This window comes from Ruegeria sp. BE1 (genome assembly GCF_056538885.1).
Map to the genome: position 1 here is coordinate 42209 of NZ_JBQFTY010000001.1, position 15629 is coordinate 57837.

The 15629-nt window shown below is 57.6% G+C and carries 11 protein-coding genes and 1 tRNA gene; 6 read left to right on the top strand and 6 right to left on the bottom strand.

All coding sequences use genetic code 11. The features are described from left to right. Window positions 1-66: 66 nt before the first annotated feature. The 5 genes from ACR0J5_RS00295 to rpmH form a co-directional block, all read right to left on the bottom strand. Complete coding sequence (locus ACR0J5_RS00295) at window positions 67-1611, bottom strand: putative bifunctional diguanylate cyclase/phosphodiesterase (RefSeq protein WP_480649861.1); 1545 nt, start codon at window positions 1609-1611, stop codon at window positions 67-69. Between the two features lie 72 nt (window positions 1612-1683). After that, entirely contained in the window at window positions 1684-2577 is an 894-nt protein-coding gene (ttcA, locus tag ACR0J5_RS00300; protein ID WP_480649862.1) for a tRNA 2-thiocytidine(32) synthetase TtcA, read from the bottom strand. A 45-nt stretch (window positions 2578-2622) separates the two neighbouring features. Further along, window positions 2623-2847, bottom strand: coding sequence for a membrane protein insertion efficiency factor YidD (gene yidD, locus ACR0J5_RS00305; RefSeq protein ID WP_480649864.1), 225 nt, complete (start codon window positions 2845-2847; stop codon window positions 2623-2625). Next, on the bottom strand, window positions 2844-3269 hold the full coding sequence (gene rnpA / locus ACR0J5_RS00310) for a ribonuclease P protein component (RefSeq protein WP_480649865.1): 426 nt from the start codon (window positions 3267-3269) through the stop codon (window positions 2844-2846). The genes yidD and rnpA overlap by 4 nt, the downstream gene beginning before the upstream one ends. Window positions 3270-3295: 26 nt before the next feature. Then, on the bottom strand, window positions 3296-3430 hold the full coding sequence (gene rpmH, locus ACR0J5_RS00315) for a 50S ribosomal protein L34 (protein WP_005980833.1): 135 nt from the start codon (window positions 3428-3430) through the stop codon (window positions 3296-3298). A 298-nt stretch (window positions 3431-3728) separates the two neighbouring features. Between rpmH and ACR0J5_RS00320 the strand changes: the two genes are divergently transcribed. From ACR0J5_RS00320 to ACR0J5_RS00335, 4 genes are all read left to right on the top strand, one after another. Further along, window positions 3729-4460: a TVP38/TMEM64 family protein gene (locus tag ACR0J5_RS00320; protein ID WP_480649866.1), complete on the top strand. Its 732-nt coding sequence runs from the start codon at window positions 3729-3731 to the stop codon at window positions 4458-4460. Window positions 4461-4464: 4 nt separating this feature from the next. Further along, on the top strand, window positions 4465-5883 hold the full coding sequence (locus tag ACR0J5_RS00325) for a dihydrolipoyl dehydrogenase family protein (RefSeq protein ID WP_480649867.1): 1419 nt from the start codon (window positions 4465-4467) through the stop codon (window positions 5881-5883). 18 nt (window positions 5884-5901) lie between these two features. Then, window positions 5902-7284 (top strand): sensor histidine kinase, encoded by a 1383-nt coding sequence (locus tag ACR0J5_RS00330; protein WP_480649868.1) that lies wholly within the window; start codon window positions 5902-5904, stop codon window positions 7282-7284. Between the two features lie 64 nt (window positions 7285-7348). Then, window positions 7349-7425 (top strand) — tRNA-Arg (locus ACR0J5_RS00335). 290 nt (window positions 7426-7715) lie between these two features. Here the strand turns inward: ACR0J5_RS00335 and ACR0J5_RS00340 are convergent. Further along, window positions 7716-8510 (bottom strand): lysophospholipid acyltransferase family protein, encoded by a 795-nt coding sequence (locus ACR0J5_RS00340; protein WP_480649869.1) that lies wholly within the window; start codon window positions 8508-8510, stop codon window positions 7716-7718. Between the two features lie 1782 nt (window positions 8511-10292). Here ACR0J5_RS00340 and ACR0J5_RS00345 point away from each other — a divergent pair. Then, on the top strand, window positions 10293-10721 hold the full coding sequence (locus tag ACR0J5_RS00345) for a helix-turn-helix transcriptional regulator (protein WP_480649870.1): 429 nt from the start codon (window positions 10293-10295) through the stop codon (window positions 10719-10721). A 244-nt stretch (window positions 10722-10965) separates the two neighbouring features. Further along, window positions 10966-15453: a beta strand repeat-containing protein gene (locus ACR0J5_RS00350; RefSeq protein WP_480649871.1), complete on the top strand. Its 4488-nt coding sequence runs from the start codon at window positions 10966-10968 to the stop codon at window positions 15451-15453. The last annotated feature ends 176 nt before the right edge of the window (window positions 15454-15629 follow it).

Here is a 15629-nt window from a genome sequence, read left to right on the forward strand (position 1 = left end):
CCAAAGGTCAAGCGGATTCGCCTGTCATTTCGTCACGGATCGCGTTTCTGTGGCGTAAATCGACGATTATGGCCCGGTCTTGCGCCCGATCTTGGGCATCCCGATGACCTTGTTCTGATGCGCAGCTATCCAATCCAGCGTCTGTTCGAAGGGCATCGGCTTGCCAATCCCAAAGCCCTGAACATGGTCGCATCCCAATTGGGCCATCAGCGCGTGCTCTCCCTTGGTTTCGACGCCTTCGGCCAGAGTCTCGAGATTCAGCCGCTCGGCCATGGTTAGGATGGCGCTGACCAGTTGTTGCTGGCCGGAGTCCCGATCCGCCTTGGCAACAAAAGTCCGGTCAATCTTGATCCGCGAGACATTGAAGCGCTTGATCGACGCGATCGAGGCATGACCGGTACCAAAATCATCCAGATCGATGCAACATCCCAGATCAGACATGCTGACAACGTTGCGGGTGATCACATCGTCCGGGCGGCGTGAGAATACGGTTTCCAGAATTTCAACCGCCAGACGGTCCGGTGTCAGATCATTCTGGTCCAGTTCCCATTTCAGGCGATCAATCAGGGCCGGGTCGCGCAGCTCATCTGACGAGAAGTTCACCCCGATCCGCGGCACAACAACTTCGGCGCGGTCCCATTCACGCATGGCTGCAAATGCGTGGTGCCGCATGGTTTGCCCGAGCCGTTCCATAAGTTCGGCCTGTTCCGCGAACGGTAGGAAAATCTGCGGGCTCAATACACCCTTTTGCGGATGTTCCCAGCGCGCCAAAGCCTCAAATCCCGTAACCCGGCCGGTATCGGTTGAAATCTGAGGTTGAAACCACGGGCGGATTTCCCCGTTATCCAGCGCCGCCAGGAAGTCCTTGCGCAGGTTGGCGCGGATATGCGAACGGCGGCGGGTTTCGTCGGAATAGGCGCGAATGGTTGATGGTCCGTTTCTCTGCGCTTCGCTAAGGGCGGCTGAGGCCGCGTCGATCCAGCCCTCGTAGGCGCCATCCGCCACGCTGGACAGCAGGCTGAAACCAATTGAGCAGGACACATAGACACCTGCGCCATTCAGCGTAAACGGTTCTTCGACGACGGCCTGCATGCGTCCTGCCATCTGAATGCAGGCCTCAAGGTCCAACTGTCCTGAGGGCTGCAAACCGATTGCGATCTTGTTCTGATCCAGTCGTGTTACGATGTCATGTGAACGCAGGATCGAAAGAATCCGGCGACCGAATTGCTCGGACAAATGATTGGCCGCCGCATTCCCATGCAAATCCTGAAACTCAGCGTAGTCATCCAGCGCCACAAGAAGGCAGGCGGAATCTGTGACATCTGTCGTTGATGTCTTGAAAATCTGCTCCAACTCGGTGGCGAAACTGTCCAGCGCCATGATCCCGCCGGGTGGGTTCCGGCGCTGATATTGCCGGTCGGCGCGCGCCTCAAACGCGGCGACACCCATGAAAACAAGAGGCAGACCCAGTGCGGCCATCACCAGAGCCCTTTCCCCGCCGATCCAGAATGTGGCCAGGGTTATCGCGGGAACAAAGGCCAGTGCAGATGGCCCGCTGAGCGCGGAGAGTATAGTATTGAGAACGCGTTCGACAGTGAGGTGTTTCCACATCGGTTTTCCGGGCCTCTACGTTTCGGCATAGAACGATAGAGGTGACCGTAGAAAACCAATCTGAGTCAGACGTTAACGCAACTGTGGAATTTCGCCTGAATTTTCGTCTTTTTTGCCGGGTTTCAGCGTTAGGTTGGCAAAATCGAACAATTTCGGGTCTAAAAGATGTGAGGGGCGCGCATTGGTCAGGGCCCGGAACATGACTTGACGACGACCGGGGCTGTTCTTTTCCCACTGATCCAGAATCTGTTTCACCTGCTGACGCTGCAGCCCGTCCTGACTGCCGCACAGATCGCAGGGAATGATGGGGTAGTTCATCGCATTGGCGAATTTCTCGCAATCGGCCTCGGCCACATGGGCCAGCGGGCGGAACACGAACAGGTCGCCTTCTTCATTCACCAGTTTTGGCGGCATGGTCGCCAGACGCCCGCCGTGGAACAGGTTCATGAAGAAGGTCTCAAGAATATCGTCGCGGTGGTGGCCCAGCACGACGGCGGAACACCCTTCCTCGCGTGCGATGCGATACAAGTTGCCGCGGCGCAAGCGTGAACACAGCGCGCAATAGGTGCGGCCCTGCGGAACCTTGTCCATCACGACAGAATAGGTGTCTTGATATTCAATGCGATGGGGCACCTGCATGCGTTCCAGAAACTCTGGCAGGACGGTTGCGGGAAAGCCGGGCTGACCCTGATCCAGATTACAGGCCAGCAGATCGACGGGCAGCAAACCGCGCCATTTCAGCTCATACAGCACCGCCAGCAGGGTATAGCTGTCTTTGCCACCCGACAGACAGACCAGCCAGCGCGGCGGTTTGCCGTCCTTGTCATGGGCTGCAGGGTCCACCATCCCATAATGCTCGATCGCCTCACGGGTCTGGCGCACGATGCGCTTGCGCAGCTTTTTGAACTCGGTGGTCGAGGGCGCGCCGGAAAAGAGCGGGTGGATATCGTCAGCTTCGTCAAACATGGGCGGGGCCTATCGCAAAATGGGTCAACCGGGCAAGGGGCGGGGTTATTCGTCGGGCACCGGATCATAGCCGTCACCGCCCCAGGGATGACAGCGCCCGATCCGCCGGGCGGCCAGCCACGCGCCCTTGATTGCGCCGTGTTTTTCGAGCGCTTCCAACGCATAGGCTGAACATGTGGGCTGATACCGGCAATTGAAACCGACCCACGGACTGAACACCAACCGATAGGCTTTCACGGGCAGGGCAAAGAGGCGGGCCAGCAGGGTCATTTTCGATCGCCATGCAGCTTGCGCAGGGCATAACGCAGATCACCCAAAAGCGACTCATAAGGCCGGTCTGCAGTGACCTCAGCACGTCCGATCAGCACGTAATCCCAGCCGTCCAGCCCGTGATTGGGCAGAACAGCCCGTGCGGCCTCGCGCAGGCGCCGCTTGGCGCGGTTGCGGGCCACGGCATTGCCGACCTTCTTGGAGCAGGTGAACCCGACGCGAATCCCCGCGGCCTCATCCGACGCGCGCTTGCGGGCTTGTACCATCATGGACGAGGTGCCCTGACGTCGCGCCCGTGCTGCCTTCAGGAAATCGGACCGGTTTTTGAGGACAGTCAATGCATCAGGCGCGCAAACGGACGCCGCCGGGGGCTGTACCCTCGGCTGGTGTTTACCATCCTCAGGGGCCTCCGGCGGCGTCATGTTCATAACCTGAAAGGTCGAGCGGCTTACGCGCTCAACGATTTGCGGCCACGTGCACGGCGCGCGTTCAGGATCTTGCGGCCGGCCTTGGTGGCCATGCGCGCGCGGAAACCGTGGCGGCGTTTGCGAACCAGGTTCGAAGGCTGATAGGTGCGTTTCATCGCTCCGTCTCCAATCTAATGCGGTGGGGTGCGGCGCGGATTCGCCTGGCCCTAGTGTTCGAAGCCCGTCCTCTACTGTCTGGCGCGGGGTAAGTCAAACCCCTAGGTGGGGGTTTTGACGCCTTTTGCAACAATTCTGTAGCCGCACAGGGCAAAAGGTTTCAAAATAGCGGTTTTGATCCCCCAAACCCTCACATTCCCTGTCGGAAACATCAAGGCCGCGTGAGGCCCCTGTTGTGCTGAACCCGGAAAGCGCATGTTGATCGCAGACATGAAACGCACGAAACCGGACGATCCCATGAGCGATACATCTCAGGCCCCGCGCAACGGGCTTGCGCGCCATATTCCCTTGCTGGTGATTCTTGCCGTCGCTGCGGCGGGGTTTTTCACGCTGGGCGACTATCTGACCTTTGAGACCCTGCGCGACAATCGCGAATCCCTGCTGGCATGGCGCGACGCGCATTACGGGTGGATGGTCGCCGCCTTCATCGCGGTCTATATCGTGATCGTTGCCTTTTCGCTGCCGGGTGCAGCTGTCGCCTCGATGACCGGCGGGTTCCTGTTCGGTCTGTTTGCAGGCACCGTGTTCAACGTGGTTGCCGCCACCATCGGAGCTTCGGCCATTTTTCTGGCGGCACGCTGGGGGTTGGGTGAATCCCTAACAGCGCGGCTGGAATCCTCGGAAGGCACCATCAAAAAGCTGAAAGACGGGCTGCGCGAGAATGAAATCTCGGTCCTGTTTCTGCTGCGTCTGGTTCCCGTGGTGCCGTTCTTTGTGGCCAATCTGGTGCCTGCTCTGGTGGGTGTGAAATTCCGCAACTTCCTGATCACAACGGCGCTGGGCATCATTCCGGGGGGCATCGTTTATACCTGGATCGGCGTCGGACTGGGCGGCGTGTTTGACAGGGGTGAGACACCAGATGTCTCGCTGCTGTGGGAGCCCTTCGTGATCGGCCCGATCATCGGCTTGTGCGTATTGGCTGCTTTGCCGATAGTCATCAAAGCCGTCAAAGGCAAAAAGGACGCCTGATCCCATGCAAGACTTGAAAACAGATATCCTGGTGATCGGAGCCGGGTCGGGCGGGTTGTCCGTTGCGGCCGGGGCCAGCCAGATGGGTGCCGACGTGATCCTGCTGGAAGGTCACAAGATGGGCGGCGACTGCCTGAATTTCGGCTGTGTCCCGTCCAAGGCGCTGATTGCCAGTGGCAAGGCGGCTTATGGTCAGGCGCATTCCTCTGCGCTGGGCGTGGCGGATGTGGTGCCTCAGGTGGATTATGCCGCAGCCAAGGACCACGTACACGGTGTGATCGCCCAGATTGAGCCGATGGACAGTCAGGACCGGTTCGAGGGCTTTGGCGTCAGGGTGATCCGCGAGTATGGCAGTTTTGTCTCGCCCACCCAGGTGCAGGCAGGGGATCACCTGATCACCGCGCGGCGGGTTGTGATCGCGACAGGTTCATCGCCCTTGGTGCCGCCTATCCCCGGTCTGGATCAAGTGCCGTATTTCACCAATGAGACGATCTTTGATCTGCGCGAAAAGCCCGAGCATCTGTTGATCATCGGCGGCGGCCCCATCGGGATGGAGATGGCGCAGGCACATATCCGACTGGGCAGCAAGGTCACCGTGATAGAAGGCATGGCTGCGCTGAGCAAGGATGACCCCGAGGCGGCGGCTGTCGTATTGGACACCCTGCGGGACGAAGGCGTTGCGATCCATGAACAGGCGATGGTCGCGCAGATCAGGCAGAATAACGGTGCGGTCGAGGTCGTGACCGAGAATGGCGATATCTTCGCGGGCTCGCACTTGTTGCTTGCCGCCGGGCGCAAGGCCAACATCGACCGTCTGAACTTGCAGGCTGCGGGGATTGAGCCGACCCGGACAGGTATCAAGGTCGACGCATCCCTGCGCACCACAAACCGCAAGGTCTATGCCATCGGGGATGTGGCGGGCGGGCTGCAATTCACCCATGTGGCGGGGTATCATGCGGGTATCATCATCCGCTCGGCCCTGTTCGGGCTGCCGTCCAAGGCCAAAACGGCGCATATCCCTTGGGCCACATATACCGACCCCGAACTGGCGCAGGTTGGCATGACCGAAGCGCAGGCGCGTGATCAGCATGGCGACGGGGTGGAAATCGCGCGCTTCGATTATCATCACAACGACCGCGCCATTTCCGAGCGTAAGACGAAAGGCCTCATTAAGGTCATGGTCGTAAAAGGCCGACCGGTCGGGGCCACAATCGTAGGGCATCAGGCCGGGGAGCTGATCAACTTGTGGTCGCTGGCGCTGGCCAATAACCTGAAGATGGGACAGATCGCCGCGATGGTTTCACCCTATCCGACGATCGGAGAGCTTAACAAACGGGTGGCGGGTGCCTATTTCTCGCCAAGGCTATTTGAGAATCAAACGGTTAAACGCGTGGTGGGTTTCGTCCAGCGCTGGATACCCTGATCAGGAAGGGAGAGCAGATTGAACTCACTGTCGGGCCGATTTCTGATCCTGACGACGGTCTTCGTGATGTTGGCCGAGATTTTGATCTTTGTTCCTTCCATCGCGCGCTTCCGCGAAGACTTTCTGCTGAACCGGCTGGAACGCGCGCAGATCGCCTCATTGGCTTTGCTGGCCGATGACATGCTGGCCGATGATCTTGAGGCTGAGCTTCTGGCCAATGCGGGTGTCTATAACGTCGTGCTGCGGCGGGACGAGGTGCGGCAGCTGATGCTATCCTCGCCCATCCCTGATCAGGTCACTAATACCTACGATCTGCGCGACGCGACCCCATGGATTTTGATCCGGGACGCCGTGGCCCGCCTGTTCACCCCCGAAAACGAAGTGATCCGCGTGATCGGGGAACCGGTCAAAGGAGCCGGCTTGTTGATCGAGGTCACGACAGACAGTGAACCCTTGCGTATGGCAATGACCGACTATGGGCTGCGCATTCTGGGGCTGTCCTTTGTCATTTCTATCATAACCGCGTTCTTCCTGTTCCTTGCCGTGCGGGTGGTGCTGGTGAAGCCAATCAAAGGCGTCGTCGGCTATATGCAGCGCTATGCAAGCGCGCCCGAGGATGCGCGCGGCATCATCACGCCCAATTCCAAAGTCACCGAGCTGCGCGAGGCCGAAGAAGCGCTGGAGCAGTTGCAAAAGGAACTGACCCAGGCCCTCAAACAGCGCGAGCGTCTGGCCCAACTTGGCGGCGCAGTTGCCAAGGTCAGCCACGATTTGCGCAATATTCTGACTTCGGCCCAGTTGTTTACGGATCGGATCGAATCGAGCGATGATCCTTTGGTCAGTCGCATGGCGCCGAAACTGGTGAACTCGATCACGCGCGCGGTCTCCTTGTGCGAAAGCACGCTGGCCTTCGGTCGCGCCGAGGAGCCTGCACCGACCCTGACCATGGTCCCCTTGCACAACGTGGCCGAGGATGTCGTCGCCAGCGAGCAGCTTGCTGTTGCAGATGCCTGTGTCGAAATCGTCAACGAAGTACCCGACGATCTGATCGCCCGCGCGGATCCCGAGCAGATTTTCCGGGTGATGATGAACCTTGTACGCAACGCGCGCCAGGCCCTTGTGGCGTCCGGCAAGCCGGGCAAGATCACGATTGCAGGCTGTACCTATGAAAACGACTGGTGCCTGGAAATCAGGGACAATGGCCCCGGATTGCCCCCTAAAGCGCGCGAGAATCTGTTTACTCCGTTCCAGGGCGGCGTGCGCAAAGGCGGCTCGGGTCTTGGTCTGGCGATTTCACAGGAACTGGTGCGCGGGCACGGCGGCGATCTGGTTCTGGCCGAGACAGGGCCGCAGGGAACGACCTTTGAAATAAGGCTCCCGCGGGGCGACGTGACTTTTTAAAATATTTTTGCAGAATCGACTTGCACGTCCTTCGGGGTAGGTCTAAACACCGCCTCACCAACGCGGACCGATAGCTCAGCTGGATAGAGTACTTGACTACGAATCAAGGGGTCGGGGGTTCGAATCCTCCTCGGTCCGCCATTGGTATCTTGTTGTATATCATGACACAAACTCGACCCAACAGTCATAGTGCGACCAGAGCAGGGTGTAATCTCAGCATAAAATGGCGGGCCAGGTAGAAAAGCCCTCATGCAACGAAATAGGGATTGAGCTGCAGATCTGCACGATGACGTGTTTCAGAAAATGTCGGCGGAGAGCCCAAGTTGCAAAACGCTGCGCAGTATCGGAATGGCTATTGTATACGCAAAGCGGTCAATGAAGGCTATCGATCCAGTCGATCTACTGGCATGAAAATAGCGTCTCCTAGATGGTTAACGTCGTACCCTATCATCGAAAACGACCATCATCGCATTTCTCAATCTAGACACATCCTCGTCTACAGAAGCGGACGGATCGCATTCGAATGACGGCAAAACCTCGACCCGGATCGTTCCACTTTTAGGCAGGTGTTTGCCGCGAGGTAACAAGCGATCGGAATCGTGAATGACGATCGGCCGGATTGTCCTACCCGTACTGCGCGCGGCCAATACGGCACCTGCCTTGAATGCGCCAAGACTTTCGGACCGGGTGCGCGTGCCCTCGGGAAACAGCACGACAGAGCATCGTGCAGGCATTCCGTGGATGGCGGCAGTAAGTGTTTCAAGCGCTACACGGCCGCTCCTGCGGTCAACTTCAACAAGCCCGGCGCCTTTGAACCCGCGGCGCAAAAGGGCCGCGTCACAAAGTTCCTTTTTGGCGGCAAAGGTGATCCACTTGGCGTCCGGCAAAGCATCCATCAGGGCGAAGCCATCCAGGTGGCTGCGGTGGTTGATCACAATGATGCTGCCGGTGTCAGCTGCCAACATTGCCACTTCTTCCTGTGTCATCTCAGTTCGGATGCTCAGCAGCCACAAAAGCCGCGAACAGGCACGTTTGACCAGCCGCCAATACCAGCCGCGAAAGCCTCGCCGTTTTGCACAAAGCAAGGGTACAAACGCAACGTAAAGGAAGTAAACAGGGCCCAGCAGGAATAACGCTGTGCGCTTTATGATGCGCAAGCCGGTCGAGCCTATCGCCGCTGGTCCGGCGCCTTCGTCCAGAGATTGGGGTGACATGGGATCCGTCACAAGTGTCGCTTTCCTAGTGATAGTCACGAGGGTCCTTCTTTTGGCTTTCGCAGCCTGCCCTCTGCGCGCGTGGCCCAATATGCACCCAGCGTATTGCCTCTATGAGGCAATGGCGAAGGTACATCAACAGTAAGTCGCGTATTGGTGATTGGCCTCATTGGTTGGTTTGAGCCCAACAAGTGCACTCCATACCTTGCACGAATAGCTAGACAGCGCTTGTTGTGGTGGTTCGACCCTAGAACGTGTACGTCTGATTTGTCCCGCGTCACGAACGCCTGCGCCACCAACAGCAAAGGTGAGGTGTTAGTTAGGTCCAAATTGGGGCGAGTTAACGACTGTTTCGGTGACATGCGCTGCATGGCAACAAGATGTGTGCCAAGACTGCTAAGATATGCTGCGTCAGCACAGTCCAGAAAGTGAACTGCGGCTCTGTCCGCGAGGCAACCTTTCGTGCTCGTTCCAATGAACGGCCATCACTCAACAAGAGATCACTTCACCTAGAACCGCTTCAAGGATTCTCGAAAACTGCCATCGCATCATCAAACATCCAATGGTTGCGGAATCCGTCGCTCGTTTCATTGCTCTCCGTAGACCGCGAAGCGGACAACGCTGACCTTTTCAGCGCTTACTTCGGTGCGAGGTTTCTGAAACTGATGGCGCAACGCAACAACAATGCCCGGATCTTATACTCTGCCAATCCGGTAAGCGTGTCGTGAAGTATCTGAGGAGCCGGACTGCAAACAGCCGTTTCAGCGTGGATTTCAAGACAAGGCCCAAGCCGACGGTAGCCGATGTCTACGCCGCCGGTCAGGTCAAAGAACGCACATCGGTAATGCAGAGCAAAACACAATAGCCTGTTCGGTTCGAGATCACTGAAGGCACCGGGAAATTGCTCGCGAGATGGATGGAGGAGTCCCCAATGGTCGGGCCCGACTGCTTCTGGCCAGAAGACTCCCATGAGCGCCAGAATATATCTATACGTCATTGCGCTCAGCTTGTTCGCGATTGGGTCAAATCTATTGGCTTGGAGCCGAGCGACTGCGGCACGCATTCGATGCGCAGAACCATGGTTTCAAACACTTAACAAAAGACCGGCGATCTGAGAGCAGTTCAATTCTTGCTCGGACATACAAAGATGGGCCGCACGGTGCGATATCTTGGCAATCTCGGGAACCGTTGAAGTCTAAATAAGTGGGCAGTCTTCGTAGGTGGTCTTTTGCTGTCCGTCATCGATCAGTTGAGATGCAGTGGCTACAGCCCACTATTGGGACATGTGCCGCAAGTGCAAACAAATCGATCGAATTTGCGGAACGCGGACGATGCCACTACTTGCGACCTTACTATGAATGGCTTTTGTCTGCGCTTTGTCGCCCCACGAGAACTGGCAATAGCGAAAAGGTGTCATTCGTCGCTATTGCGGGAGTGAAAGGGGTGCCCTCAACAAAGGGCGTGCATGCACCATGGAAAATGCTGTCTTCGCAGAGCCATAACGCCTAGTGATGTTCCCACCGCGCGCGCGAATCAAGCCACTTAGTGAAATCTGAATTTGATTTGCAGACTACCGTGTTTTTCCCTCGAAGCGGGTGGCGCTATAGGAATGACCGAGGTTTTTAGTGAAGACATAAAGCCCGAATGTTGAGCACAATGCCATTCAAGGGCTTGCGCGCTTTTCAGGTTTTACATAGGCAGCCGCGACACTTCTCAACTGCCTTGGTTCCTCTGATGCCTTCGAAAAAACGTCTGACTTTCTCGTTCTTCGCCTCTCTGTTTTGCGCTTGCGTAATGCTGTTTGAAGATATTGGCGAAGCGATGGGTGTGGCCTGGATCGATGAATGGGATGACATCCACGTCTGGGAAGTGCTGATCATGCTGTCCCTGTTCGGTGCGATCATGGTGTTGGGGAATGAGGTCCTGAAAATGCGCCGCTATCAGGAGACCTTGGAGGACAAGATTGCCCGCGCGTCCGGCGCGTTCGAGGACCTGTTGAATGCCTATTTCGAAGAATGGTCTTTTTCGGATGCCGAACGCGAAGTGACCCGGCTTTTGATCAAGGGATGCTCAACCGCAGAAATGGCCGAGATTCGCAACGCCAAGGAAGGCACGATCAAGGCTCAGACCAACGCGATCTACAAGAAATCAGGGTATGCCGGGAAAGCCCAACTCCTGAGCGCGCTGCTGGAAGACCTGACCGATGGCGGGTCTGTTGCATGACGGTCTTGGTGGTGTTCGGCGGCAAATCCAGCCGATTGCAGGCATTACGTCTCAAAATGGCGCAAGAGCCAACGAAATAAGCATAAACTAAAGTTCTAAAGTGCTGTCTCAGCCATAATCCTGCCTCTATTCGTCCTTTAACCGCTGCCTTGCGCATGCCTAATACAGGAACGCAATTAGGGTGCACTTCGGGGCAAACCGAGGGCACGGGGAATGGAAACATAGCCAGGTGAGGCGGGGTTTTATGCTGACCGAGCAGAAGAAACGCGCGTTTGCGCGCAGTGGTCGTTTGACGAAATTCAAAGGTAGGGTCGCCAGCATCGCGCCCTCGCTTTTTCTAAGCACAGTGTCCGTTGTGGCGCTGTCGGTTGGCAGCGGCAGCGCCCAGGTCGTCTCGACCGCGCAAACCACCCCCTTGGTCAGCGCTTTGGATCAGGACATTACGATCACAGATACCGGATCGATCACAGCAGACCCTCTGTCGGGGCCGGGCCTGGTCGTCGTCAACGTGCCGGATTACACCAGCGACCTGACCAATGACGGGCTGTTGTCGGCACCGGAAGGGCTGAACCGGACCCGCGCCGGAATTGACATAAACGGGAACCTGTCCGGTTCGGTTTTGAACTCGGGCACGGTCACAATGGGCGCAGCCCTTGGCGATTCCGCGAATTTGAAGGGGATCGATATTCAGGATGACGTTACCGGCGCCCTGCAAAACACCGGCACAATCCGCATAGAAAACTCTGCGCTGACCTTCGCGACGGCTGCCGGCATTCAGACGGGTGCTGTGGCCGGATCGCTGTCCAACTCAGGCACGATTGAGGTCAATGCCGACGCAAGCAGCCGGGTAGCGGCAGATGGTATCCGGTCAACCAGCGTAGACGGGACACTAAAAAACACGGGCAGCATCGCGGTTACGGCCTCGACCGACGGTTTTAGCGCCAATGCCGATGGTATTCAGGTCGATCAGGCTGCCGGTCAGGTCGTCAACTCAGGGCCTGTCCACGTTGCCGCGTCAAGTTTGACCGGAAATGCAGGTGGAGACGGGATCGAGATAAACGATCTTTCGGGACGCCTGAACAACACCGGAGCAGTCACTGTACAGATTAGCGGCGGCACAAACGCAAACGCCGACGTCATCGAAGTTCTGAGACTTTCGGGTCATTTGGAAAACAGCGGCGCCCTGACGGTTGGCGTCAACACAGCGAATGGCAGCGCTTTTTTCGATATCATAGAGGTCAGCGACGGCGGCAGTGGCATCACCGGATCGGTGAACAATACCGGAGCTCTGAACGGGGTGGCCAACGGCTCAAGGGTCAGTGTCGATGGGTTTGACGTTGGGGACATTGCCAGTGCCGGCACATTTGCCAACAGCGGTACAGTGAGTGTTCAGGCGATTGCCAATGCAAGCAGCGCTTTTGCCGATGCGTTGAACTTTGTTGATGTGTCGGGAACTGTGACGAACACAGGCACGCTGGACGTAAGGGCGGATGGTGTCACAAGCGCAGGTGCCCGCGGGATCTGGGCCAGCCACATTGATGGCTCTCTGTCAAACAGCGGCAGCATTTCCGCCCGGGCCGAAGCCACAAGCGGAAGTGCAAAAGCAATCGGGATTCTGGTCGATGACGTAAGCGGAAGCGTCACAAACACCGGCACGCTGACTGTTTCAGCCATCGCGTCGTCGGGCGCGAATGCCATAGGTATCGAAGCCGGCGACTTGACCGGGACACTGCAAAACAATGGCACGATGACAGTCACTGCGACCGGGGACAGCCCGGACGCACAGGGCATTTTGGTGCAGGACATCGGCAGTTCAGGGATTCTGAGCAATTCCGGGGGGCTCACGGTCAGCGCCCTGAACGCATCCAGCGGTGAAGCCTATGGCATTGTCGCCCAAAACGTCGCGGGTACGCTGAACAACTCGGGTACACTGGATCTGACGGTCTCTGCCACAAGCCACGCGACAGCCTACGGGATCGACACCCGGGATGTCACGGGCAGTCTGACGAATTCGGGCACAATCCAAATGAAAGTGCAGGGTTCCAGCATCGAGGTCAGCGGCTTTCGCATGTCGAATATCGCCGGGTCCGTGACCAATAGCGGTACAATCGCAATCAACACTGACGGATCCGATGCGCGTGTCGAAGGTATCTCGGCGAACTCGGTTTCCGGTGCCCTGCTGAACAGCGGCTCGATCAGCATCAGCGCCAGCAATGCGACACAGGCCAATGTCCAGGCAATTGGGGTCGGCAATATCTCGGGCCGGTTGCAGAATTCCGGCAACCTGACGGTTTCCGCCTCGGCCACGTCGTCGGCAGCTGCCGTTGGCATCAATGTCGGTGTTGTTTCGGGCAAGTTGATGAACTCGGGTACGATTGCCGCGATGGCAGATGGAACCAGTGCATTTGCAGAGGGCATCAATCTGCGGGACGTATCGGGTACACTCGAAAACACCGGTGTCATTCAGGTTCGTGCCGTTGCCGGGTCATCGGCACATGCAAATGGGATCGACATGAACGATCTGACCGGGCAGGTCACAAATTCAGGCGCGATACAGGCCTACGCAGAAGGCGCTTTTGCCTTCGCGGATGGCATCGAAATGGATGATGTCACGGGTCAGTTCCATAACTCGGCGGCCATCACAGTCGCAGCAGTCGGAACCTCATCTGCCAATGCGGCGGGCCTGGAAATCAATGACATCACCGGTAGCGTCAGCAACTCGGGCGCGATTCAGGTCAGCACCATCGGCAGGTCTTCGTCCGCCTATGGTGCCGGGGTCCAAATGGATGTGCTTGCCGACGGTGGTTCGTTTTCGAATTCGGGGACGGTCTCTGTCGCAGTTGAATCACGCGGGGCATTTGTCACCTCGGCGTTTGGCGTAGAAGGAGGTGACGTCGACGGCGCATTCTCAAACTCTGGCTACATAGATATTGCTTTGCAAACTCAGGGCGGGTTTGTCGCCGAAGCTTTTGGTCTGGATCTGGGCGACATCTCTTCAACCGGTTCCTTTTCCAATGCCGGAGCGATCCGGGTCGGGGCAACAGTTCAGAGCGTGGCCATCGCCTCTGCCTACGGGATAGACATAACCGACATTGGCGGAAGCTTTCAAAACTCCGGCAATGTAACGGTATCGCTTGATGTGGATGGCGCGTCGCAGGCAGAGGCTGTGGGCATCGAACCAAACACTATCCTGACCGGGGGGACCTTCAGCAACAGCGGCTCAATCGCGGTCAGCGCAACCACGCGATCTGCGCTGGATACGGTTGCGCTGGGGATTGATGCCGATGACGTCAATGGAACCCTGGAAAACAGTGGCAACATCAACGTCTCAGCATCCGCAGAAGAAAATGCCGTCGCAATCGGGATTTTTGCTGAACAGCTGTCATCTGACGGCGTGATAACGCATAGCGGCGCGATTGAAGTATCAGCGGATGGCCCCGTTGCCGAAGCGCATGGCCCCGTTGCCGAAGCGCATGGTCTCTATGTCGATGTTGCAGAGGGCACCGTCAACATAACCGGTGATATCTCGGCCACGTCCTCTGGCGAAAGCTATGCGGTGTTTTTGGGCGATGGCGGCGGCACGCTGAACGTCGAGACGACCGCGGATATCGACGGAACACTCAGGGTCAGCGACCACGACGTCAACCTGACAAACACAGGTGGCAGAGTGGTCTACCAATTTCAGGACGACGACACCGCGCAGGGTACGTTTACCACCCGCGTCACCGATCCCGGCCAGGGCTGGTTTGTGGACGGCGAAGGCGGTGCAGCGCCCGTCTACGCCTCTTTTGATGCAGACGAGGTTCAACCGAACCTGAACCAATCCTTTGAAATTGCAGGCTTGTCCTATGACCTTGCCCGTCAGGTGCAGGGGGCCTCTGGCCTGAGCAACGCTGAAGGAACCGCGCCCGGTACAAGAGGGAGCGGTCTGATCGAAGAAACCCGCCCCTATTTCCTGATCAGCGGCAGCCAAAGTGACGCGGACGCGGGGTCGGACACGGCAGCTTTGTCCTCGAACATGTGGAGCGTCAGCGCAGGCGTGACGCGCGACCTGGGGGCAGGTCTGCGATATGGGTTTGGGGCCAGCTACCTTGAAAATAATGGGTCCTTTGGCACTGCATCCTTCGACACATCCGGCGTTTTTCTCAGTGGTATAGTCGCCCAGAACTTCGGGTTTGCCGATCTGAGTTTTGGGCTGGGGTACGGTCATCTTGACCACAAAGAAACGCGCGCCATTGAAGGTTCCGATGCAGACGCCGACTATTCCAGCAACATGCTTACGGCTCTGGTTGTGGCGCAGCGGGACTATGCGCTGGAAAACGGTGCTGTAATCACGCCCCGGGCGAGCTTCCTCTATGGTCGCCAGGACTTGGACGGATACACTGAAACGGGTGCGCCCGCCAATGCGACGGTCGGAGAGCGAGACGTCAATTTCAGTGAAACACGGTTGGGCGGAAGCTATTCGACGTCTGTAGCAGGCGGAGTGCTATCAGCATCGGTCGCTGCCGTTCACCGTGACGCGGATGCGCCGTCTGCGGTTGATGTGACAATCTTCGGCAATACGCTTGTTTTGGCGTCTGGTGGTAGCGGCAATGAAACCTTTGGCGAGGTTGGCCTGAGTTACCAAATGGACTTTGATCACGGTGGCACCTTGAACCTTGAGGCCCGGTCGACCCTCGGCGCCGATGTGTCAACTCAGGCGGCCTGGGCATCCTACGAGTGGCGGTTTTAGTCGGTTGCTGATCAACACCGCATGCTCCCTTAAAGGCTGGTCTGTCGACCGGCCTTTTTTATTCTGGTTACTGCCAATCAATGCCGAATTGCCTTTTCACCCAATGTATCGATTAGGGGGTTAAGCCATTGAAATACAAAGCCGTTGAGTCGCCGCCAAAGGGTGGCACAGGCCGG

Coding starts and splice junctions, on each gene's coding strand:
- ACR0J5_RS00325 (WP_480649867.1), top strand. CDS start 4,465: ATGCAAGACTTGAAAACAGATATCCTGGTGATCGGAGCCGGGTCGGGC.
- rnpA (WP_480649865.1), bottom strand. CDS start 3,269: ATGACGCCGCCGGAGGCCCCTGAGGATGGTAAACACCAGCCGAGGGTA.
- ACR0J5_RS00345 (WP_480649870.1), top strand. CDS start 10,293: ATGCTGTTTGAAGATATTGGCGAAGCGATGGGTGTGGCCTGGATCGAT.
- yidD (WP_480649864.1), bottom strand. CDS start 2,847: ATGACCCTGCTGGCCCGCCTCTTTGCCCTGCCCGTGAAAGCCTATCGG.
- ACR0J5_RS00295 (WP_480649861.1), bottom strand. CDS start 1,611: ATGTGGAAACACCTCACTGTCGAACGCGTTCTCAATACTATACTCTCC.
- rpmH (WP_005980833.1), bottom strand. CDS start 3,430: ATGAAACGCACCTATCAGCCTTCGAACCTGGTTCGCAAACGCCGCCAC.
- ttcA (WP_480649862.1), bottom strand. CDS start 2,577: ATGTTTGACGAAGCTGACGATATCCACCCGCTCTTTTCCGGCGCGCCC.
- ACR0J5_RS00320 (WP_480649866.1), top strand. CDS start 3,729: ATGAGCGATACATCTCAGGCCCCGCGCAACGGGCTTGCGCGCCATATT.
- ACR0J5_RS00350 (WP_480649871.1), top strand. CDS start 10,966: ATGCTGACCGAGCAGAAGAAACGCGCGTTTGCGCGCAGTGGTCGTTTG.